This is a genomic window from Delftia sp. NA_296.1, from assembly GCF_052692095.1.
Window position 1 is genome coordinate 192030 of the sequence record NZ_JBQZGF010000008.1, and the last position, 22176, is coordinate 214205.

At 69.6% G+C, this 22176-nt stretch carries 20 protein-coding genes; 13 read left to right on the forward strand and 7 right to left on the reverse strand.

The features are described 5' to 3' along the window. Positions 1-6 precede the first annotated feature (6 nt). The 3 genes from ACUTR7_RS20330 to ACUTR7_RS20340 all read right to left on the reverse strand — a co-directional run bounded on the left by ACUTR7_RS20330 (position 7) and on the right by ACUTR7_RS20340 (position 3452). Positions 7-2247, reverse strand: a complete 2241-nt coding sequence (locus ACUTR7_RS20330; protein ID WP_445609677.1) for a TonB-dependent receptor — start codon at positions 2245-2247, stop codon at positions 7-9. A 110-nt stretch (positions 2248-2357) separates the two neighbouring features. Continuing rightward, the gene (locus ACUTR7_RS20335; protein WP_445609678.1) at positions 2358-2762 is read right to left on the reverse strand and encodes a hypothetical protein; all 405 of its coding nucleotides are present in this window, start codon (positions 2760-2762) and stop codon (positions 2358-2360) included. 27 nt (positions 2763-2789) lie between these two features. Next, entirely contained in the window at positions 2790-3452 is a 663-nt protein-coding gene (locus ACUTR7_RS20340) for an MSMEG_1061 family FMN-dependent PPOX-type flavoprotein (protein ID WP_445609679.1), read from the reverse strand. 70 nt (positions 3453-3522) lie between these two features. Between ACUTR7_RS20340 and ACUTR7_RS20345 the strand changes: the two genes are divergently transcribed. Continuing rightward, positions 3523-4356 carry an AraC family transcriptional regulator gene (locus tag ACUTR7_RS20345; RefSeq protein WP_445609680.1) on the forward strand — a complete coding sequence of 278 codons (834 nt, stop codon included), beginning with the start codon at positions 3523-3525 and terminating at the stop codon, positions 4354-4356. Between the two features lie 34 nt (positions 4357-4390). On the opposite strand, the gene ACUTR7_RS20350 is transcribed toward ACUTR7_RS20345, so the two are convergent. Together ACUTR7_RS20350 and ACUTR7_RS20355 are read right to left on the reverse strand one after the other, a co-directional pair. Continuing rightward, complete coding sequence (locus tag ACUTR7_RS20350) at positions 4391-5083, reverse strand: GntR family transcriptional regulator (protein WP_445609681.1); 693 nt, start codon at positions 5081-5083, stop codon at positions 4391-4393. Between the two features lie 90 nt (positions 5084-5173). Next, entirely contained in the window at positions 5174-6952 is a 1779-nt protein-coding gene (locus tag ACUTR7_RS20355; RefSeq protein ID WP_239972469.1) for an IlvD/Edd family dehydratase, read from the reverse strand. A 203-nt stretch (positions 6953-7155) separates the two neighbouring features. Here ACUTR7_RS20355 and ACUTR7_RS20360 point away from each other — a divergent pair, with 203 nt between their 5' ends. Beyond that, positions 7156-8184: a Bug family tripartite tricarboxylate transporter substrate binding protein gene (locus ACUTR7_RS20360; RefSeq protein ID WP_445609682.1), complete on the forward strand. Its 1029-nt coding sequence runs from the start codon at positions 7156-7158 to the stop codon at positions 8182-8184. Between the two features lie 31 nt (positions 8185-8215). Here the strand turns inward: ACUTR7_RS20360 and ACUTR7_RS20365 are convergent, their stop codons facing one another. Then, a complete protein-coding gene (locus tag ACUTR7_RS20365; RefSeq protein WP_063328454.1) occupies positions 8216-9484 on the reverse strand; it encodes an MFS transporter in 1269 nt (422 codons plus the stop codon). Between the two features lie 181 nt (positions 9485-9665). Between ACUTR7_RS20365 and ACUTR7_RS20370 the strand changes: the two genes are divergently transcribed. The 7 genes from ACUTR7_RS20370 (at position 9666) to ACUTR7_RS20400 (ending at position 16232) form a co-directional block, all read left to right on the forward strand. Continuing rightward, positions 9666-10439: an AraC family transcriptional regulator gene (locus ACUTR7_RS20370; RefSeq protein WP_445609683.1), complete on the forward strand. Its 774-nt coding sequence runs from the start codon at positions 9666-9668 to the stop codon at positions 10437-10439. Positions 10440-10600: 161 nt separating this feature from the next. Next, the gene (locus tag ACUTR7_RS20375) at positions 10601-11542 is read left to right on the forward strand and encodes an AraC family transcriptional regulator (protein WP_016448374.1); all 942 of its coding nucleotides are present in this window, start codon (positions 10601-10603) and stop codon (positions 11540-11542) included. A 130-nt stretch (positions 11543-11672) separates the two neighbouring features. Next, positions 11673-12257 (forward strand): carboxymuconolactone decarboxylase family protein, encoded by a 585-nt coding sequence (locus tag ACUTR7_RS20380; RefSeq protein ID WP_016448373.1) that lies wholly within the window; start codon positions 11673-11675, stop codon positions 12255-12257. Beyond that, positions 12247-13344, forward strand: a complete 1098-nt coding sequence (locus ACUTR7_RS20385; RefSeq protein WP_445609684.1) for an acyl-CoA dehydrogenase family protein — start codon at positions 12247-12249, stop codon at positions 13342-13344. The genes ACUTR7_RS20380 and ACUTR7_RS20385 overlap by 11 nt, the downstream gene beginning before the upstream one ends. Next, on the forward strand, positions 13341-14156 hold the full coding sequence (locus ACUTR7_RS20390; RefSeq protein ID WP_013800535.1) for an ABC transporter ATP-binding protein: 816 nt from the start codon (positions 13341-13343) through the stop codon (positions 14154-14156). Before ACUTR7_RS20385 ends, ACUTR7_RS20390 begins: the two co-directional genes overlap by 4 nt. A gap of 85 nt (positions 14157-14241) precedes the next feature. Then, entirely contained in the window at positions 14242-15483 is a 1242-nt protein-coding gene (locus tag ACUTR7_RS20395; protein WP_013800536.1) for an ABC transporter substrate-binding protein, read from the forward strand. After that, positions 15480-16232 carry an ABC transporter permease gene (locus ACUTR7_RS20400; protein WP_013800537.1) on the forward strand — a complete coding sequence of 251 codons (753 nt, stop codon included), beginning with the start codon at positions 15480-15482 and terminating at the stop codon, positions 16230-16232. Before ACUTR7_RS20395 ends, ACUTR7_RS20400 begins: the two co-directional genes overlap by 4 nt. Positions 16233-16253: 21 nt before the next feature. Here ACUTR7_RS20400 and ACUTR7_RS20405 read toward each other — a convergent pair whose 3' ends face one another. Then, positions 16254-17180, reverse strand: coding sequence for a LysR family transcriptional regulator (locus tag ACUTR7_RS20405; RefSeq protein WP_445609685.1), 927 nt, complete (start codon positions 17178-17180; stop codon positions 16254-16256). A gap of 165 nt (positions 17181-17345) precedes the next feature. On the opposite strand from ACUTR7_RS20405, the gene ACUTR7_RS20410 reads away from it, so the two are divergent. The 4 genes from ACUTR7_RS20410 (at position 17346) to ACUTR7_RS20425 (ending at position 22142) form a co-directional block, all read left to right on the forward strand. Next, entirely contained in the window at positions 17346-18362 is a 1017-nt protein-coding gene (locus tag ACUTR7_RS20410) for a porin (protein WP_012207617.1), read from the forward strand. A 36-nt stretch (positions 18363-18398) separates the two neighbouring features. Continuing rightward, positions 18399-19376: a Bug family tripartite tricarboxylate transporter substrate binding protein gene (locus tag ACUTR7_RS20415; RefSeq protein WP_097204947.1), complete on the forward strand. Its 978-nt coding sequence runs from the start codon at positions 18399-18401 to the stop codon at positions 19374-19376. A gap of 11 nt (positions 19377-19387) precedes the next feature. Further along, a complete protein-coding gene (locus tag ACUTR7_RS20420; RefSeq protein WP_445609686.1) occupies positions 19388-21247 on the forward strand; it encodes a CocE/NonD family hydrolase in 1860 nt (619 codons plus the stop codon). An 82-nt stretch (positions 21248-21329) separates the two neighbouring features. Next, positions 21330-22142: an SDR family NAD(P)-dependent oxidoreductase gene (locus ACUTR7_RS20425; protein WP_082848312.1), complete on the forward strand. Its 813-nt coding sequence runs from the start codon at positions 21330-21332 to the stop codon at positions 22140-22142. Positions 22143-22176: the final 34 nt, after the last annotated feature.

Here is a 22176-nt window from a genome sequence, read left to right on the forward strand (position 1 = left end):
CCCGCCTCAGAAATCCACACTCGCACTCAGCGAGAACGTGCGCGGACCGCCCACCGTCAGGTAGCCCGAACCCGGGTAGCCGCCTACGGAGGCCCAGTAGTTGCGGTCCGTCGCGTTGTCCACGCGCAGGCGCAGCGTGAGCAGCTTGCCCTGCACTTCGGTCATGTAGCGCACGCCCAGGTCCAGGCGGTTCCATCCGGCCACGCGCAGGGTGTTGACGTCGTTGGCGTAGCTGGCGCCGGTGTGCACCAGGCGGCCGTCCAGCGCCAGGCCGTTGATGCCCGGCACATCCCATTCCACGCCCGCCGTGGCCTGGAAGCGCGGCACGCCGATGACGCGCTTGCCGTCGGTGGTGGCTCGGCCCGTGCTTTCCTGCCTGGCGTCCAGCCAGGTGGCGCCGCCCAGCAGGCGCAGGCCGCGCATGGGTTCGCCGAAGACGTTGAATTCCACGCCCTGGTGACGGTCCTTGCCGGCCGAGGTGAAGAGGTTGCCGTCGATCAGCGAGCGCGGCTTGTCGGTGGAGAAGAAGGCCAGGCCGCCGCCCAGCTTGCCGCCGTCGTACTTGACGCCCACTTCCTTTTGCTTGGTCACGTAGGGCGACATCTGCTGGCCCGCGTTGGCGATGATGGTGTCGCCCGACTTGGCCGGCGCCGTGTCGCCCTGGGCCAGTCCCTCGATGTAGTTGCCGTACAGAGATACCTGAGGCGTGAGCTTGAACACCGCGCCCAGCACCGGGATGGTGCGGCTCTGGTCGTAGGCCGTGCGCACGCCGCCCTGGCTGGTGACCGCGCCGTTGCTGACGAGGCGGTAGCTCACCGAGTCGGTCTCTATCGTCTGGCGACGCACGCCGGCCGTCACCAGCATGCGGCCGTCCATCAGCGACAGCGTGTCGCCCAGCGCAAAGCTGTTCAGGCGCGTGCCCCGGTTGTAGGCGGGGTTGGACAGGTCGTTGCCCAGGTAGTTGAGCGGCGTGATCGCGTAGTAGCGCGGGTCGTAGAGATTGGTGGCCAGCGTGTTGCTGCCCCCGCCGGTGCTCATGCCATAGGCGTTGTAGACCTTGAGGTCGAAGGCCGAGTAGCTGGCCACGATCTCATGGCCCACGCTGCCCGTGTTCAGGCGTGCGCGCACGCCCAGCTCGCCGGTGCTCACGCGATCCTTGCGCGCGTTGTCGAAGCGGCTGGTGGTGGCCGCGCCATTGCCGGCCGCCGCCAGCGTGATGTTGGCCAGCGAGTTGTTCTCGGAGCTGCGGCGCAGGCCGTAGGCGGCCCAGGCCGTCACGTTGCTGTTGATGTCCCACTCGCCGCGCAGCGTGCCGAACAGGTCGCGCTCGTCGGAATAGGTCCAGGGCTGGGCCCAGTTGGAGGAAGCATCGGGCGCAGCAGGAATGGCCGCCAGCCCTGCGCCCGGCGTGACATTGGTGCGCGTGCGCTTGAGGCGGTTGTCCTGCCAGCCGATGTCGCCCGACAGGCGCACATTGCGGCTGCGCCAGTCCATGCCCACGGACAACAGATCGAGCTTGGAGCTTTCCTGGTCGATGGCGGTATCGCCGCCCCGGTGCGCAGCGTTCAGGCGGATGCCCGTGGCCTGGTCGGGGCCGAAGCGCCGGCTCACGTCGGCCGCCACGAAGGCCTGGCCGCCGCTGGCAATGCCTGCCGTCACGCGCGACAGCGGATCGCTGCCCGCGCGCTTGGGCAGCAGGTTGATGTTGCCGCCCAGGCCGCCGCCATTGGGGCTGGCGCCCATCAGAAAGGCCGATGCGCCGCGCAGCAGCTCCACGCGCTCGAACAGCTCGGTGGCGATGTACTGGCGCGGCAGCAGGGCGTACAGGCCGTTGTAGGCCACGTCGTCCGAGCCCAGCACGAAGCCGCGCACGAAGTAGGACTCCTGGAAATTGCCGAAGCCGCGCGCCACGCGCACGGAAGGATCGTTCTGCAGCACATCGCCCACGCTCTTGGCCTGGCGGTCCTGGATCAGCTCGTTGGTGTAGCTGGTGATGGAGAACGGCGTCTCCATGTTGTCGCGCGTGCCCAGAATCCCGGCCCGCCCGCCGCGCGCCACCTGTCCGCCCGCGTAGGGCCTGGACAGGCCTTCAGCCGACGCATCGGCGCTGGCCTCGACGGTGACGGTGCCCAGCTCGGGCGCGGCCGTTGCTGTGGAAGGGGCAGGCTGGGCCCATGCGGAGCCAGCAGACAAAAGAAGGGCCAGGGCCCCGGCGATCGGGGTCAGCGTGTGGAGGGGGGAGTGCATGGAGAAAACGTGATGAGAATGATTCCCAATAATTTTATCGATGCGACTCCCCCGTATGGAGCTTGCAGGGAGATGTGTCTGTTTGTGCCCACACTCCGCCTGGCCTGCCTTCACGCCTGTCCAAGCAGCTCCCACGAGCAGACCTGCGCCTCATCCTCCCCCTGCACGAACGCAACCCGCATGCCCAGCGCCTTGCCCATGCCCTGCACGGCCAGGCGCAGGGCGGCGGGCACGGCGCGGTCGTCCGTGATGACGACCATGCCCCGGCACAGCTGGCGCATGCGTTCGCGGTTGCGCTTGAAGAACAGGGCGCGCTGCTTGCGTTCTTCGTGGCTTTCCTCGGGGTGGTCGCTGGGCAGGTGGTCGGTGAGCAGCACGAAGTGCCGGCCCTGGTCGAGCAGGGATTCGATCTGGGCTTCGGCCGATGCGTCATTGCCGTTGCCTGCGTCTGCAGGTGCCTGCGCTTCGGGTTCGCGCAGGTAGACCAGGGGAAAGCGGGAGGTATCGATCAGCATGTCATGGTTCCTGGGAAAAGCAGGGCATCAGTACAGGTCGTGCCTGACCGCATGGGCGTAGTGGGCGTTGGCCTGCTCCTGTTGCGCGGCATCCATGGCGGGCGCCGTGGCATCGGCCAATTGCGTGAGGGCGGCCATCATCTGGCCCACGGTGGGCAGGGCGGAGCGGTCCAGCTGGCTTGACGGGTTCCAGAGGCCGGAGCGGTGGATGGCCTTGCCGCAGTGCAGCAGCACCTCGTCGACCAGTACCACGGTGGCGGTCTTGGGCGTGCCCCGGCCTTCGCTCAGCTCCTGCAGCAGATGGGGGTCGGTGGAGATGCGGCCGCGTCCGTTGATGCGCAGGAAGATGTCCAGCCCCGGGAACAGGAAGAGCATGGCCAGGCGGTCATCGGCCTGCAGGTTGCGCAGGGATTCGATGCGGTTGTTGCCGGGCCAGTCGGCAAAGGCCACGGTGCGCTCGTCCAGCACCTGCACAAAGCCGGGCGGCCCGCCGCGCGGCGAGGCATCCAGGCCGCGTTCGCCGGCCGTGGCCAGGCAAAAGAAGCTGGCCTGGCGCAGATAGGCCTCGTGGAAGTCGGACAGGCGGTCGCGCACGGCCTTCTGGATTCTTTCTGCCGGGGCGGCGTAGAGCGAATCCAGGTCGATGGCCGGGCCTGGCAGCTCTGCAAGGGCGGTGTTGTCTGTGTGCATGGCACAAGCGTAAGAACAAAGGCGCTGGCGGCTGTAGACTGGATCAGCCAACAAATAGCTCAAAGACGCCATGCCCGATGCCATTCTTGAACTGGTCAGCCATGTGAACCGTGCCGATGGCCCCGTGCTGATCGCAGCCGTGGGCAGCCAGGACGAGGAGCTGGCCTCCGAGCCGCACCGCCACGCGCGCGGCCAGCTGTTCGGCTCGCTGCGCGGGCTGCTGTCGGTGGGCGTGGAAGACGCGGTCTGGGTGGTGCCCGCCATCCATGCCGTGTGGCTGCCGCCGCACCAGCTGCATTCGGGCCGCTCCCATGGTCCCTTCCACGGCTGGAGCGTCTATGTGGCGGAGCCGGCCTGCGCTGACCTGCCGCAGCGGCCCTGCGCCATCCGCACCTCGGGCCTGCTGCGCGAGGCCGTGCTGCGCGCCGCCGGTTGGGGATGGCAGCAAGGCGTGCCCACAACGCAGCCCGTGCAACCAGGCCCTTCGGCGGACCAGGCCCGCGCCCATGTGATGGCGGTGATCCTGGACGAGATCCGCACCCTGCCCGTGGAGCCCCTGGGCCTGTCCCTGCCCGCCGACCCGCGCCTGCAGCGCATCGCCCGCGCGCTGATCGCCGACCCGGCCGATGCCCGCGACCTGGAGGCCTGGGCACGCTGGGCCGCGGTCAGCTCGCGCACGCTGAGCCGGCGCTTTGTGTCGGAAACCGGCTTCAGCTTCACCGCCTGGCGCCAGCGCGCACGGCTGATGCGCTCGCTGGAGATGCTGGCCGCCGGCGCGCCGGTAACGAACATCGCGCTGGACCTGGGCTACGCCACGGCCAGCGCCTTCATCGGGCTGTTCCGGCGCACGTTCGGGGAGACGCCTGCGGCGTACCGGGGGAGGCTGGGGGCTGCGCGGGACTGAGGGGCTGCGGTGCCCTTGTGGCTAACGGCTTCGCCTACAACCGCTGCAACTGCGCATTCAGATACGCATCGCGCGAGGGCAGCAGGTGCTCGGCGCACAGGCGGACCAGGGCGTCGCGGTCCTGGGCGCGCAGGGCTTCAATCATTTGCCAGTGTTCCTGGCGTGCGCGCTCGCGGTAGTCGGCCGAGACCAGGGAGGCGAAGCGGATGGGGTGCGTCTGGCGCGCGTATTCGGTGATGGCCTTGTGCAGCGTGTCGTTGCCCGCCAGCGCAAACAGTTCCTGGTGAAAGGCCAGGTTGATGCGGAACACCAGGCGCGCGTTGCCTTCGGCCACGGCGGCGTCGTGCTGCTGCTGGATGGAGGTCAGGCGTTCGAGCCTCTCGGCCGGCACGGGCAGGGGGATCTTGCGCGCGGCCTCGACTTCGAGCATGCCGCGCAGCTCGTACAGCTCCTGCACTTCCTGGGTGGAGAAGGAGCGCACCAGGGCGCCCACGTTCTTGCGGCGCTCGATGAGGCCCATGCGGTCCAGCGCGGCCAGGGCCTCGCGGGCGATGTGGCGCTTGACGTCGAAGCGGGCCATGAGGTCGTCTTCGACCAGGCGCTCGCGCGGGTTCAGCCGGCCGAAGACCACGTCCTCTTCCAGCGCGGCCACCATGGCGCCCAGGGCGTCGGCTGCGGGGGCGGGTTCGGCATCCAGGGAAATCGGCAGTGAGGCGGCAGCGACCATCAAGACAGGCGGTTGGGACAAAAACGCCATTTTGTCCGAACTGATGGCACTCACCGGGCATGGCGGGCGTGCCGCGCTGCCTGGCATGGACTATTCGCGCGGGCCGGGAATGGTGCCGCGTTCGGTGGCGCAGCGCAGGAAGTCGAAGTCCACGCCCTGGTCGGCCTGGTTCACGGTGGTGAGAAAGAGCTTGCGGTAGCCGCGCTCGGCCGTGGGCTCGGTCACCGGGTGGAGCCGGGCGCGGCGGGCCAGTTCCTCGTCGCTGACCTGCAGCGTGAGCTCGCGCCGCGCCACCGACAGCGTGATGCGGTCGCCGTTGTGCACATGGGCCAGCGGGCCGCCCACGGCCGACTCCGGCGTGACGTGCAGCACGATGGTGCCGAAGGCCGTGCCGCTCATGCGCCCGTCGGAGATGCGCACGATGTCCTTGACGCCGGCCCGCGCCAGCTTGCGCGGGATGGGGATGTAGCCCGCCTCGGGCATGCCGGGCGCGCCCTTGGGGCCGATGTTCTTGAGCACGAGGATGTCGTCGGCGGTCACGTCCAGATCGTCGCTGTCGATGCGGTGGGCCAGGTCGGCCGCGTTCTCGAAGACCACGGCGCGGCCTTCGTGCTCCATGAGCCGGGGATGGGCGGCCGACTGCTTGATGATGGCGCCGCCCGGCGCCAGGTTGCCCTGCAGCACGGCGATGCCGCCCTGCGGGTAGATGGGGTTGGAGCGCGGGCGCACCACGTCCTGCGCAAAGCCGGGGCCGGCGCGATCGATCTCTTCGCCCAGAGTGCGGCCGGTGACGGTGAGGGCGTCCAGGTTCAGCAGGGGCTTGAGCTCGCGCAGCAGCGTGGCCATGCCGCCCGCGTGGTGGAAGTCCTCCATGTAGTGATCGCCCGAGGGCTTGAGGTCCAGCAGCACGGGCGTGTCGCGGCCCATGCGGTCCAGGGCCTTGAGGTCGATGTCATAGCCCATGCGCCCCGCAATGGCGGCCAGGTGCACGATGCCGTTGGTGGAGCCGCCAATGGCCAGCAGCACGCGCATGGCGTTTTCGAAGGCGGCGGGCGTGAGGATTTTGTCGATGGTCAGGCGCTCGCGTGCCATGCGCACGGCCTCGGTGCCGGTCTGCTCGGCGATGCGGATGCGGTCGGCCGTGACGGCGGGGGGCGAGGCGCCGCCGGGCACGGTCATGCCCAGAGCCTCGGCAATGCAGGCCATGGTGCTGGCCGTGCCCATGACCGAGCAGGTGCCCACGCTGGCCACCAGCTGGTTGTTCACGTCGGCGATCTCTTCGGCGTCGATCTCTTCGGCGCGGAACTTGCCCCAGTAGCGGCGGCAGTCCGTGCAGGCGCCCACGCGCTCGCTGCGGTGCGAGCCGGTGAGCATCGACCCGGTGATCAGCTGGATGGCCGGGATGCCCGCCGAGGCCGCGCCCATCAACTGGGCCGGCACCGTCTTGTCGCAGCCGCCGATGAGCACGACGGCATCCATGGGCTGGGCGCGAATCATCTCCTCGGTGTCCATGGACATGAGGTTGCGCAGGTACATGCTGGTCGGCGCCGAGAAGCTTTCGTGCACCGAGATGGTGGGGAAGTCCATGGGCAGGCCGCCCGCCAGCATCACGCCGCGCTTGACGGCCTCGATCAGCTGGGGCGCGTTGCCGTGGCAGGGGTTGTAGCTGCTGCCCGTGTTGGCAATGCCGATGACGGGGCGCTGCAGCGCCGAGTCCGTATAGCCCGCGCCCTTGATGAAGGCCTTGCGCAGGAACAGCGAAAAGCCGCGGTCGCCGTAGTTGGTCAGGCCCTTGGAGATGCCCGTGGCCGCATCGGCGGGGGCGATGTCATGGCCTGGAGCGCCATCGGGAGTCTTGGGGTCGGTCATGGGTGGGGTGCTTTGCAGAGGGTCTTGGCGGGGTCGGAAGGCAGGCGCTGCCTTGTCGAGGGGCAGGATAGCGGCGGATGCCGAAGATTATTATCGTCGTTATCACCTATATTATTAATAATCTATCTGACCAACCATGCAGCCGTGTCCGGCGTGCGTGCCGGGCATGTTTTTCCGACACAAGACAAAAGGAGGAGACACCCATGGTTGTTGCTGCATCCCGCATCCGTCGCATTCATGCGCCCAACCGGCGCGCCGCCCTGGCTGCGACGCTGCTGGCCTCGCTGGCGCTGGCCCCAGGCCTGGCCACGCCCGCGTTGGCCGACGGCGCCTATCCGGCCCGGCCCATCAAGCTGGTCGTTCCCTACACGCCCGGGGGCGCCACCGACGTGATCGGGCGCGTGGTGGGGCAAAGGCTCTCGCTGGCGCTGGGCCAGCCCGTGGTGGTGGAGAACCGGGCCGGCGCGGCCGGCAACCTGGGCGCCGCCGCCGTGGCCAAGGAAAGGCCCGATGGCTACACCCTGCTGCTGGGCGCGCTGACCAGCCATTCCATCAACAGCGTGCTCATGGCGTCCACGGCAGGCTTCACCATGGACAAGAGCTTTGCGCCCATTGGCGTGGTGGGCCGCGTGCCGCTGGTGGTGACCGTGGGCCCGTCGGTGAAGGCGGCCAGCCTGGGCGAGTTCATCGCCCTGGCCAAAAGCCGGCCGGCCGGGCTGAACTACGGCTCCTCGGGCAATGGCTCGCCCCAGCACCTGGCGGCCGAGCTGTTCAAGCGGCAGGCGGGCGTGCCGCTGACCCATGTGCCCTACAAGGGCAGCACGCCGGCGCTCAACGATCTGATGGGCGGCCAGGTGGATGTGGTGTTCGACACCCTGCCCGCCACGCAGGGCTTCATCAAGGGTGGCCGCCTGCGCGCCCTGGCCGTGGCCACGGCGCAGCGCGTGCCCTCCATTGCCGACATTCCCACCACGGCCGAGGCCGGGCTGTCGGGCTTTGAGGTGACGTCGATGTTCGGCCTGCTGGCGCCTGCGGGCACGCCCGCTCCCATCGTCGCCCGGCTCAGCGGCGCGCTCAAGGAGGTGATGGGGCAGCAGGAAGTGAAGGACGCCCTGGTTGCCCAGGGCGCCATGCCCACCTTCACCACGCCTGCCGAGGCGCGTACCCAGATCGCCGAGGAGGTGGCGCGCTGGTCCGCCGTGATCCGGCAGGCGGGCATACAGCCGGATTGACAAGGAGCATGGCGGGCTGTGCCGGAATGCCTCAGCGACGGCGCGCCCGTGTCTCCGGCAAAAAGGCCGTTGCCAGCCCCAGCAGCGGCAGGTAGGCCACCAGGCTGTACACCCAGACGATGCCGTGGGTGTCGGCCAGGTTGCCCATGCCGGCGGCCCCCAGGCCGCCGATGCCGAACATGAGGCCGAACATCAGCCCCGAGACCAGGCCCACGCGGCCGGGCACGGCCTCCTGCGCATAGACCACCAGCGCCGCAAAGGCCGAGGACATGACCAGGCCGATGACGATGGACAGCACGGCCGTCCAGAACAGGTCGGCATGCGGCAGCAGCAGCGCAAACGGCGCCACGCCCAGGAACGACACCCAGATCACGGCCTTGCGCCCTATGCGGTCACCCACCGGGCCGCCCGCGAAGGTGCCCGCCGCCACGGCCGCCAGGAAGGCGAACAGGTACAGCTGCGACTGCTGCACGGGCAGGGCAAAGCGCTCGATCAGATAGAAGGTGAAGTAGTTGGCAAAGGCCGCGATGTAGACGAACTTGGCGAACATCAGCACGCAGATCACGGTCACCGCGCGGATGACCTGCGAGCGGTTCAGCGCCGTCAGCGCATGCTGGCCGGCCGCCACCACCTTGGCCGGCGCATGGTGCAGGCGCCAATGCGTGATGCGCAGCAGCACCCAGATGGCCAGCAGCGCCACCAGCATGAACCAGGCGATCGCATGCTGGCCAAACGGAATGACGATGGCCGCCACCATCAGCGGGCCGATGGCCGAGCCCGTGTTGCCGCCCACCTGGAAGGTCGATTGCGCCGTACCGAAGCGCCCGCCCGAGGCCAGCCGCGCCACGCGCGAGGCCTCTGGGTGGAAGGTGGACGAGCCCACGCCGATCAGCGACGCGGCGGCCAGCAGCATGGGGTAGCTGGTGGACAGGGCCAGCAGGCCCACGCCCACCAGCGTCACCACCATGCCCAGCGGCAGCAGGTAGGGCTTGGGATGCTTGTCGGTGTACAGGCCGATCCAGGGCTGCAGCAGCGAGGCCGTGACCTGGTAGACCAGGGAGATCCAGCCGATCTGCGCGAAGCTCAGCGAGAACTCCGTCTTGAGCATGGGATAGACGGCCGGCAGCACGGCCTGGATCAGGTCGTTGAGCAGGTGGGCAAAGGCGGCGGCGCCGACGATGCGCAGCAAAAAGCCCTGCGCGGCATGGCTGGGCGCCGGATGGGCGGGCGCCGGATGGGCGTGCGTTGCAGGCGCGCCCAGCTCGCCCGGGGCGCCAAGAGTGGTGGTGTTGCTTGTCATGGAGGAAAGGGCCCCGCAGGGCGGCACGGTCAGGGTCCGGCGTTGACGAAGGTCAATGGGCCGTGGGACCGAAGATAGGCGTTTGGTGCCCGTCTGTCTCTCTCTATACTGACTTCAATTGTCGAGATCGGGACAGAGAGCCGCATAGAACCGCTTAGAACCGCACAGGACGGGAAGCCCCATGGCCGCAGAACTGCCGCGCATATACCTCAAGTACCACCAGACCGGGCGCCCCATGGCCGCCATGGAGGCCAACTGGGCGCATGGCACCAGCACGGGCTGGCACTCCCACCCGCGCGGCCAGTTGCTGTATGCGATCGAAGGCGTGATGTCCGTGCAGCTGCATTCCGGCTCCTGGCTGGTGCCGCCCAACCGGGGGCTGTGGATAGAGGCCGACGTCGAGCACGATGTGCGCATGTCGGGCGATGTGAAGATGCGCACGGCCTACATCGACGCCTCGGCCTTTGCGGACCTGCCCGCGCGCACCTGCGTGGTCAACGTGTCGCCCCTGCTGCGCGAGCTGGTGGTGGCCGCCGTCGGCGTGCCGCTGGACTATGCCGAAGGCAGCCGCGACGAGCGCCTGATGCACCTGCTGGTCGATGAACTGCGCGCCGCCGAGGTGCTGCCCCTGCACCTGCCCCTGGCCGCCGATGCGCGGCTGTGCCAGGTCTGCGAGGCCCTGATGCGCGAGCCTGCCGACACCGCCACCGCCGAACACTGGGCGCAGCGCCTGGGCGTGAGCGCCAAGACGCTGCAGCGCCTGTTCGTGAAGGAAACCGGCATGCCCTTCGCCCAGTGGCGCGAGCAGGCGCGGCTGATGTTTGCGCTGGGCCGCATTGCGGCGGGCGAGCGCATCATCGACATCGCCCTCGATTGCGGCTACGCCAGCCAGAGCGCGTTCACGGCCATGTTCAAAAGGCATTTCGGGGTGCCGCCTTCGGGTTTCCAGCGCTGAAGCACGACCGGACCAAGGTCGGTCAAGGTGGCCTTGATCCGGGTCCAGATATCGATTGCGGCACAAGCATATGCCCAAAGATTCGTTCCCCCGCGCCTGCATCGTGGCGATACTGGCCGGCCGCATTCCCTCCACTGCCTCAGCTTTTTCACCGCCGCACCGTGCTACCCGACCCAGTCCCCGACAGCGCGGCCGAAGCGCAGGTCGATCGCGTCATCGACGGCCTGCTCAACGGCCTGCAATGGCGCGCCAGCGTGTTCCACGTGGGGCAGTACTGCGGGCGCTGGCGGGCCTCCACGGCGGGGCGCGCGCGGGCCAGCTTTCACCTGATCCTGGACGGGCGCTGCTGGCTGCACCTGCCGGGCCAGCCTTCGGTGGAGCTGCAGCCGCGCGACGGCGTGTTCCTCTCGCGCGATGTGCCGCATTTCATCTCGCCCTATGCCGACCCGGACATGGCCTGCGCCCCGCAGGCCATGCGTCCCGCCACTGGCGATGCCGGCATCGGAGAGACGGCGCTGGCCTGCGGCTTCTTCACCTTCGAGGGGCCCATGCGCGGCCTGCTGGTCGATGCCTTCCCCGACCACCTGGTGCTGCGCGGCGACGACCATGCGATGAGCGGCGCCTCCATGCTGTTCGACCTGATGCGCGCCGAGGCGCTGCGCACGGGCACCGAGCCCTCGGCCGTGATGGACCGGCTGGTGGGTCTGCTGTTCTTCTACGGCCTGCGCCAGCTGGCGCATGGCGATGCGCGGGCGCGCGGCATCTGGAGCCTGCTGCGCCGGCCGGGCTTTGCGCCGCTGGTGGCCGAGCTGCTGCGCGAGCCGGCCCGCAACTGGAGCGTGGCCGACATGGCCGCGCGCGTGTGCCTGTCGCGCGCCACGTTCTTTCGGCAGTTTGCCGAGGCCTGCGGCCAGCCGCCCCAGCAATTCCTGCTGCTGCTGCGCATGCAGCTGGCCGCGCGCCGCCTGGCCCAGGGCGAGGCCATAGGCCAGGTGGCCGAGGCCGTGGGATACGAGTCCTATGCGGCTTTCTCGCGCGCCTTCAAGCGCGTAATGGGCGAGCAGCCCGGCGCCTGGCAGCGCGCGCAGGCACGCTGCTGCTGAGCCGCCATCCGAGCCCGCCGCATCCGCCTGCGGGTTGACACGTTCGGGCATAAATCCGCGACGCGGCGGCATTGATGGCAAGGGGGGCGCGGCCGATCATGAAGGCATTCCTTCATTCCTGCAAAGCACCATGGCACGCCTGACCCTGCACACCCCGCAAACCGCTCCTGAAGCCAGCCGCCCCTTCGTGGAGCGCGCCCTGGCCGGCAACGGATTCCTGCCCAACCTGATCGCCATCCTGGCCAACTCGCCCCAGGCGCTGGAGACCTATGTGACCGTGGGCCAGATCAACGCGCGCGCCCAGCTCACGCTGGCCGAGCGCGAGGTGGTGCAGATCACGGCGGCGCGCATCCATGGCTGCGACTTCTGCGTGGCCGGCCACACCAAGCTGGCCTTCAAGCAGGCTGGCCTGACCCAGGCCGAGGTGGTGGCGCTGCAGGACGGCCGCGACACGGGCCAGCCGCGCCTGGACGCCGTGCGCCGCTTTGCCGAAGCCGTGATCGCCACGCGCGGCGCCGTCGCCGACGAGGCCCTGGCCGCCTTCCATGCGGCAGGCCTGAGCGAGCAGCAGGCGCTGGAGGTGGTGCTGGGCATCAGCCTGGCCACGCTGTGCAACTTTGCCAACAGCCTGGCGCAAAGCCCCGTCAACCCGCAGCTGCAGCCCTATCTGCCCGAACAGTTCCGACAACCGCAGGAGAACGCTCATGCTGGCTGATGCGCTGCGGCAGTGGCTGGACGCCCATGCCGACTCCCTGGACGAAGGCCCCGCGCATGCGCACGAAGTGCTGCCCCGGCTGGCGCAGCACGGCCTGTTCGGCCTGGGCGTGCCCTTGGCCGAGGGCGGGCAGGGCGGCAGCCTGGGCGATGCGCTGGAGGCCATTGCCGGCGTGGCCGGGCATTCGCTGACGGCGGGCTTCGTGTTCTGGGCGCAGCGCGCCTTTGTCGAATACCTGCTGCAGTCGCCCAACGCGGCGCTGCGCCAGCGCTGGCTGCCGGGCCTGCTGCAGGGCACGCAGGCGGGCGCCACGGGCCTGTCCAACGCCATGAAGTACCTGGGCGGCATCGAGGCCCTGCAGGTCGAGGCCACGCCCGTCGGCGCTGTCGGCGCCGACAGCGCCGACGACCTTGAACTGCGCGGGCGCGTGCCCTGGGCCACCAACCTGGTGCCGCCGGGGCGCTTCGTGGTGGCCGTCGCCGTCTCGCGCAGCGACGGTGCAAAGCCCTTCGTGGCCGCGCTGCCCGGCGATGCGGCGGGCCTGCAGCGCAGCGCCGACCTGGACCTGATCGCGCTGCGCGGCAGCCATACGGCGGCGCTGTCCATCGAGGGGCTGCAGATCGGTCCGGCCGATGTGATCCATGCCGACGCCAACCATTTCCTGCCGCGCGTGCGGCCCGCCTTCATGGGCCTGCAGCTGGGGCTGTGCATCGGCCTGGCGCGCGCCTCGCTGGCGGCGGCCTCGGCCCGTGCCGGCGCCGGGCGCGATGTGCTGGGCGGCCCGCTGCAGCAGCAGCGCCACGCGCTGGAGCTGGCCACGGCCACGCTGCATGCGGGCCTGTCCGACGGGCGTTTTCTTGACCGACCTCAAGCCCTGTTCCGCCTGCGCCTGGAATTGAACGACATCGTGCAGCAGTCCCTGCAGCTGGAGCTGCACGCCAGCGGCGGGCGCGCTTATCATCGCGACCAGCCGCTGGGATTTGCGCGCCGTTGGCGCGAGGCGGCCTTCATCCCCATCGTGACGCCCAGCGTCACGCAGCTACAGGGTGCGCTGGCTGGCGCGGCCCTGGCAACCACCAGTTCATGACCCAGACGGAAGCTTTCTCCCCTGACGCTCCCGCGCCCGTGCTGCAGGCACGCGGCGCGGGCTTTGGCTATGCGCCCGGCAAGGCCGTGTTCGAGGACATCTCCCTGAGCATTGCCCCGCGCGAGATCGTCTGCCTGCTCGGCGGCAGCGGCTGCGGCAAGTCCTCGCTACTGCGCGTGCTCGGCGGCCTGGAGTCGCCGGACGGCGGCGCCTGGAGCCGGGGCGAGCTCCAGTTCCTCGGCCAGCCGCTGACCGCGCCGCACCCGCGCGCGGGCTTCGTTTTCCAGCAGCCCAGCCTGCTGCCCTGGCTGGACGCGCGGCGCAACGTGGGCTTCGGCCTGGACTTTGAGCGCCAGCCGAAGCTGGAGGCCGAGGCCCGCCGCCAGCGCGTGGAGCAGGCGCTGCAGGCCGTGGGCCTGGGCGGCAGCGGCGCGCTCTACCCCTCGCAGCTGTCGGGCGGCATGGCCCAGCGCGTGGCCCTGGCGCGCGCCCTGGCCCGCGAGCCGCAGCTGCTGCTGGCCGACGAGCCGTTCTCGGCCCTGGACGCCATCACGCGCGCCGAGATGCAGGAGCTGATGGTGGACGTGGTCCACCGCTGGCACACGGCCGCGCTGCTGGTCACGCATGACATCGACGAGGCCATCCTCGTGGGCGACCGCATCCTGCTGATGGGCGGGCGGCCCGGCCACATCGTGCGCGAATGGCGCGTGGACATAGCGCGCCCGCGCGAGGACCAGGCTGCCGCCGTGACCGCGCTGCGGCTGGACATCCTCTCGGCCCTGCACGGCGTGCGCCATGCGGCCCAGGCCTGATCCGGCTCGCCTGCCTGCCCGCCCGCTCGCCTGCCGATCCGCCATTTCTTCGACTTCAACCATGCTCTTCTGAAAGGTCTTTCGCATGAGCTTCCAGGACCACCCTTCCTACACCCACATCTGCGCCTCGTCGGACTGCGGCTGCGGCCTCACGCGGCGCGACATGCTGCGCCTGGGCGCGCTGGCCACGGCCTCGGTGGCCGCGCCGCTGCTGGCCGCGGGCGATGCGCGCGCCCAGGCCTTCAAGGGCGATGACCAGCCCGTGAAGATCGGCTATCTGCCCATCACCGACGCCACGCCGCTGCTGGTGGCCCACGGCAACGGCCTGTTCGAGGCCGAAGGCCTCAAGGCCGAGGCGCCGCGCCTGTTCCGCTCCTGGGCCCAGATCGTCGAGGCCTTCGTCTCGGGCCAGGTCAACGTCATCCACCTGCTCACGCCCTCCACGCTGTGGGTGCGCTACGGCGCCAAGTTCCCCGCCAAGATCGTGGCCTGGAACCACGTCAACGGCTCGGGCCTGACCGTGCTGCCCGAGATCCAGAAGGTGCAGGACCTGGGCGGCAAGACCGTGGCGATCCCGTTCTGGTACTCCATCCACAACATCCTGCTGCAGGACGTGCTGCGCAAGGCCGGCCTCACGGCCGTGACCCGCGCGCGCGGCGGCGCCATTGCGGCCAACGAGGTCAACCTCGTCGTGCTGGCACCGGCCGAAATGGTCTCGGCCCTGGCCGGCAAGTCGATTGCGGGCTTCATCGTGGCCGAGCCCTTCAACGCCGCCGCCGAGATCGCGGGCGTGGGCAAGATGCTGCGCTTCTCGGGCGATGTCTGGAAGGACCACGCCTGCTGCGTCACCTTCCTGGCCGAGCGCGATATCGTCGACAAGCCCGAATGGGCCCAGCGCGTGACCAATGCCGTGGTCAAGGCCCAGCTGTGGACGCGCGACAACCGCCTGGCCGCCGCGCGCCTGCTGTCGAGCACCGGCGAGCGCCGCTACACGCCGCATCCGCAGCAGACGCTGTCCAAGGTGCTGGCCGCCACCGACTACGCCAGCTACGAGGCCAGCGGCGTGGTCGTCAACAAGGGCTGGCACCAGCGGCGCATCGACTTCCAGCCCTATCCCTATCCCTCGTACACCGAGCAGCTGGTGCGCGCCATCAAGGCCACCAAGGTCGAGGGCGACACGCGCTTCCTCGACAAGCTGGAGCCCAAGTTCGCGGCCACCGACCTGGTGGACGACCGCTTCGTGCGCAAGGCCATCCAGGCCGTGGGCGGCCCTCAGGTCTTCGGCATTCCGGCCGATTTCTCGCGCCGCGAAACCATCGTGGTGTGATCCAGGTGTTGCGACGTATTGGATTGCCGCTGCTGGGCGCGGCCCTGGTCCTGGCCCTGTGGTGGGTGGGCGGCGCGCTGCTGGCGCGCAGCACGCCCGTGGCTGCGGCCTTCGCGCCCTGGCCTTCGCTGCAGGCGCTGGGCCAGCTGCTGACGGGCGCCGACATCTGGATGCACACCTTGCTGAGCCTGCAGCGCGTGGCCGTGGGCCTGCTGCTGGCCTTTGTGGTCGGCGTGCCGCTGGGCGTGCTGGTGGGCCTGTCGCGCGGGTTCTCGCAGGCGTTCTCGCCCGTGTTCCAGTTCCTGCGCATGATCTCGCCGCTGTCGTGGATGCCGATTGCCGTGATGGTGCTGGGCGTGGGCGACGCGCCCGTGTACTTCCTGCTGGCCTTCGCCGCCGTCTGGCCCATCCTGCTGAGCACGGCGGCCGGCGTGGCCCAGCTGGACCGCAACTGGCTGCTGCTGGCGCGCAGCCTGTCGGCCACGCGCACCGAGACCGTGCTGCGCGTGGTGCTGCCCGGCATCACGGCCCAGATCCTCACGGGCGTGCGCCTGGCCATCGGCATCATCTGGATCGTGCTGGTGCCCGCAGAAATGCTGGGCGTGTCGGCCGGCCTGGGCTACTTCATCCTCGACACGCGCGACCGCCTCGCGTATTCGGAGCTGATGGCTGCCGTGGTGCTGATCGGCGCCCTGGGCTATGCGCTGGACCATGCGGCGCGGTGGCTGCACCAGCGCTGGATGCACTGAGCGGCCGTCATCATCGGGGCATCAGGCCTTCGGCATGTCGTCCACCGGGGCGGCATGCCCGGTGGCCACGATGGCCTGGACCAGCAGGGCGATCAGCGTGTCCTGCAGGGGCGACGGCGCCGCCGCCTCCAGCGAGGCAATGGCCAGCTGGTAGCGGATGCGCGGCCTGAACGGGCGGCTGGACAGGGAGCCGGGCTGGCAGTAGCTGGCCAGCAGGCCGTTGACCATGGACACGCCCAGGCCCTGCGCCACATGGGCGCAGGCCTCGCCCACGGAATGCACCTCCACGGCCACGCGCGGCTGCACGCGCGCATGCCGAAAGGCCATGTCGATCTCCTGGCGGATCTCGCGCTGGCGGCCCAGCAGGATCAGCGGGGCGTCCACCAGATCTGACGGCGTCACCTCGTCCAACGCCTGCAGCGCATGGCCTTTGGGCATGATGCAGACGGCCTCGGACTCCAGGCAGGCCCGCGTGCGCAGGCCGGGCATGGTCATGGGCAGGCGCACCAGGCCGATGTCGGCATCTCGGCTCAGCAGGGCCCGCTCGGTCTCGGTATAGGAGCCCGACAGCACTTCCAGCACCACGTCGGGATGCGCCTGCATGAACTGGTGCGCAATGGCCGGCATCAGCGAGGTGGCCAGGGTGCCGGGCACGGCCACCTTGAGCAGCCGGCGCTTGAAGCCGCCCAGCCGCAACTGCTCGGCATGGCGGCGAAAGCACTGGGCGGAATCCATGAGCACCTGGGCATCGTGCAGCAGGGCCTCGGCCTCCTGCGTGGGCACCAGGCGGCCTTTTTCGCGGATGAAAAGCCGCAGGCCCAGGTCCTGCTCCAGCTGGGCCAGCAGGCGGCTGATGCCGGGCTGGGACAGCCCCAGGCGCTCGGCCGCACCCGTGGTGGAGCCGCTGAGCATGATGGCCTGGAAGGCTTCGAGTTGCTTGAAATTCATGGGTTGTACAGGCGGTGCTTGCATGATGGCAGCGTGGCTGGGGGCGCGCACGGCGCATCACGAATCGCATAGGGTAATACGCGTCCGTCATACCGTTGTGGTGGATGCGGGGGCTCCTGAGAATCGGCGGCGTCAGAACACGCACAACACAAGGAGCAAGATTCCATGAAGGCCCTGCCAAGCATTGCCGCCGTCTGCAGCCTGTCCATCGCGGCCCTGGGCCACCCGATTGCGCATGCGCAGGACATGCAGGTCTACGGCCAGATCCGGCTGACCGTGAACCACCTCAAGACCGGCAATGCCGGCTCCACCATGGAGGAGCGCGACAACGCCTCGCGCCTGGGCTTTCGCGGCAAGGAGGAGCTGGGCGGCGGCCTGCAGGCGCTGTTCGGCATGGAGATGGGGCTGGATGCGGACACGGGCTCGCTGACCACGCCGGCCTTTCGCAACAGCTACGTGGCACTGCGCGGCAGCCTGGGCACGGTGGCCCTGGGCCGGCTGGATTCGGCCAATCCCACGGGCTCGCCGCTGTACTCGCAGGTCACGGGCATCACCTCGTTCGCGGCCAATGACGCCGGGGCCACGGCCATCGGCACCTCCATGCTCAATGCGCGCAACCGCACCTCCAACTCGCTGGGCTACCAAAGCCCGTCGTGGGGCGGCACGGTGTTCCGTGCGCGCTACTACCTGCGCGGCGATGCCAAGGCCCCAGGGCTGGAGGACGACGCCAGATCGCTGGACCTGGGCCTGAGCTACGCCGCAGGCCCGTGGACGGCCGGCCTGGGCTACGCCAAGGACACGCGCGCCGGGGGCCTGCTGGCCAACGAGTTCGACAGCAAATGGCAGATGGGCCTGCGCTACAGCTTTGGTGCCATCGAGCCCTATGTGCTGCTGGGCCGCGACCGCTTCAACCACAAGCCCGGCGTCTCGCGCGCCGACGTGGACTACTGGATGCTTGGCACGCGGCTGCGCCATGGCGCACATGCCGTGGTGCTCAACCTGATGCAGCGCGACGTGCAGACCTCGCTGACCGGCAAGCGCAGGCGCCAGCAGCTGGCCTATACCTATGCGCTGTCCAAGCGCACCGAACTGCAGGCCTTCGTGGACCACGACGGCGTGGACTCCAGCCGCCCCAACGTGGCCGTGCGCGCCATCGGCGCGGGCGTGCGCCATGACTTCTGACCGTCCTGCACACCCGCATCAAGAATGGAGATTCCCATGACCCACTTCCAACGCTTCCTGTCCTTGGCTTTCCTGGCACTGGGCCTTGCGCTGGGCCTGGCGCCCTTGCCCGGCCATGCGGCCGAATTCCCGGAAAAGCCCGTGCGCATCGTCGTGCCGTTCCCCGCCGGTGCCGCAGCCGATGCGGCCATGCGCGTGGTGGCCCGCAAGATGTCCGAGCTGTGGCGCCAGCCCGTGGTCATCGACAACCGCCCCGGCGTGCATGGCTTCCAGCTGGTGTCTTCCGCGCCGGCCGATGGCTACACCCTGCTGCTGGGCGCGGGCTCGGGCATGGTGACGGCGCCGCTGCTGTCCAGCAAGCTGTCCTACAACCCCTCGCGCGACTTCGTGCCCGTGGGGCGAGTGCTGATCAACGTGCCCATCCTCACCACGCACCCCAGCCTCAATGTGAGCACCGTGCAGGAGCTGGTGGCGCTGGCGCGCAAGAACCCCGGTGCGCTGAACTACAGCTCCAGCGGCAACGGCACGCCAGGCCATCTGTCCATGGAAATGTTCCAGGCCGCCACGGGCACGCGCATGCTGCAGATTCCCTACAAGGGCGGCGCGCCCGCCGTCAACGAACTGGTGGGCGGCCATGTGCAGCTGGGCATCAATGCCGTGCCCAGCGTGGTGCTGCAGATCAAGGCCGGCAAGCTCACGCCGCTGGCCGTGGCCAGCGCCACGCGCTCGCGCGCGCTGCCGCAGGTGCCCACCATGGCCGAGGCGGGCGTCAAGGACTTCGAATACGACATCTGGTATGCGCTGTTCGCGCCCACCGGCACGCCGCCTGCGGTGGTGGCCAAGGTCAATGCCGCGCTGGTGCGCTCGCTGCAGGACCGTGAAGTGGCCAAGTCTCTGGAGGCGCAGGGCGCCGAGCCCGCGCCCACCACGCCCCAGGAGCTGGCGCGCTTCATGCAGGAAGACACGGCGCGCTGGGCCAAGCTGGTCAAGGAACGCAACCTCAAGCTCGACTGAGCGCCAGCAGCATGAGCAACACATCAATCACCGAGCTGGGCGGCGTGGTCCGCCACAGCCTCACCGTGCCCATGCGCGATGGCGTGCGCCTGGCCACCGACCTGTATCTGCCCGAGAACCTCGGCCCCCACCATCCCGGCCCGCTGCCCGTGCTGCTGGAGCGCACGCCCTACGGCAAGAACGAGGAAACGCGCCGCGAGCGCAGCGCGGCCAACCCCCTTCCCATGCGCCGCGGCGAGGTGGCGGCCCGCTTTGCGCGCGAAGGCTATGCCGTGGTCGTGCAGGATTGCCGGGGCCGCTTCGGCTCCGAAGGCCAGTTCACCAAATATCTGGGCGAGGCCCACGATGGCGCCGACACCCTGCAATGGATCATGGAGCAGCCCTGGTGCAACGGCAGCGTGGGCACCTACGGCCTGTCCTACGCCGCGCACACGCAGACTGCGCTGGCCACGCAAAGGCCGCCGGGCCTCAAGGCCATGTTCCTGGAATGCGGCGGCTTTGCGAATGCCTACCGGGGCGGCATACGCCACGGCGGTGCCTTCGAGCTGAAGCAGGCCGTCTGGGCCCTGCGCAATGCGCGCAGCGGCAGCAACCACCTGGAGCCCGCAGCGCGCCAGGCGCTGGAGCAGGCCGACATCGGCCAGTGGTGCCTGCGCCTGCCCTGGTCGCGCGGCGACTCTCCGCTGCAGTGGGCGCCCGAGTACGAGGACTACCTGTTCAGCCAGTGGGAGCGCGGCAGCTTTGACGACTACTGGCGCCAGCCCGAGCTGTACGCCGCCGGCCACTACGGCGCCTTCGACGGCCTGGCCGTGATGCTGATGTGCGGCTGGTGGGACCCGTATGCGCAGACCACCACGGACAACTACATGGGCCTGTCGCGCGGCGATGGCCGGGTCCGCATGGTGCTGGGCCCCTGGACCCATGGCGAGCGCAGCGTCCCGCATGCGGGCGATGTGGATTTCGGGCCCGATGCCGTGCTCGACGGCGCACTGGCCGACGACTACGTGGCCATGCGCCTGGCCTGGTTCGACCACTGGCTCAAGGGCCGGCCCATGCCCGCGCGCCAGCAAGCCGCCGTGCGCTACTTCCGCATGGGCGGCGGATCGGGCGCGCGCACGGCCCAGGGCCGGCTGGACCACGGCGGGGCCTGGCGCAGCGCCGACCACTGGCCCGTGCCCGGCACGCAGCCCACGGCCTGGCACCTGCATGCCGACGGCAGGCTGGCCCGCGAGCCCGCGCCGCAGCCGGGCGTGCGCAGCTACCGCTTCGACCCTGCCTGCCCCGTGCCCACCCTGGGCGGCTCCATCACCTCGGGCGAGCCGCTGATGTTCGCAGGCGCCTACGACCAGACCACGCACGAGAACACCTTCGCCGCCCGCCCGCCCCACGGCCCGCTGTCCGAGCGCGGCGACGTGCTGGTGTTCCAGACCGAGCCGCTGCAGCAAGACCTGGAGGTCACGGGCACCATCACCATCGAGCTGCAGGTGTCCTCGTCCGCGCCCGACACGGACTTCACCGCCAAGCTCATCGACCAGTACCCGCCCAGCGCCGACCATCCGCAGGGCTATGCGATGAACATCACCGACGGCATCCTGCGCTGCCGCTACCGCAACTCTTGGGAGCAGCCCGAGCTGATGACGCCCGGCGAGGTGGTGGCCATCACCATCGAGCCCATGCCCACCTCCAACCTGTTCCGCAAGGGCCACCGCATCCGCCTGGACATCTCCAGCAGCAACTTCCCGCGCTTCGACGTGAACCCCAACACCGGCGCGCCCGAGGGCAGTGCAGGACCCATGCAGGTGGCGGTCAACAGCCTGCACCTGGGTGGCTGCCATGCCTCGCGCATCGTGCTGCCGGTTGTGGCGGTCTAGGCGGGGAACACGCGGGTTTGGCTGCCTGGCATGTTTCGCAATTTGGTTGTACCATGCAACCAAATTGCGAAGGAACATCGCCATGGACATGCAGCAGCGTCAGTTGGAACTGGCCGGCCCCCTGCCGGCCCTTGCACCATCGGGGCGGCTCCGGGGGCGTGTCTGCCTGGTGGTGGGTGCCACCAGCGGCATAGGCCGGGCCACCGCCCTGCGCATGGCCGAGGAGGGCGCCGCCGCCGTGGTGGTCACGGGGCGCCGCCGTGAGCTGGGCCTGGAGCTGGAGCAGGAAATCCGGCAGCGGGGGGCGGACGGCCTTTTCCTGGCCTGCGATGCAACGCGGCAGGAGGACATGGCGGCGGTGGTGGAGCAGGCCGTGGCGCGCTTCGGGCGGCTGGACGCGGCCTTCAACAATGCGGGCTTCCAGGAGCGGCGCGCCGCGCTGGCCGAGCAGGATGACGCGGTCTTCTCCCAGGTCTTCGATACGAATGTGCGTGCGGTCTTCCACGCCATGCGCCATGAACTGGCGGCCATGCTGGCCACGGGCGGCGGCACCATCGTGAACAACACCAGCGTCAGCGGCATACGCAATCCCAACCCGGGCCTGTCGCTGTACGGCGCCTCCAAGGCGGCGGCCCTGTCGCTGACCCGCGCCGCCGCCATGGAGTACGCGCCGCGCGGCATCCGCATCAATGCCGTTGCCCCTGGCCGCGTGGTCACGGACATGATGCTGGGCTCGGGCATTGCCGACATGCATGCCGTGGCGGCGGGCCTGCCGCTGCGGCGCATGGGCCATCCGCAGGAGGTGGCCACGGCCGTCGTCTGGCTGATGTCGGACGAGGCGGCCTTTGTGGTCGGGCACTGCCTGGCGACCGATGGCGGCTTCCTGGCCGGATGAGCCTGCCCGGGGCAAGTCCGTTGCGCGAAGTGAG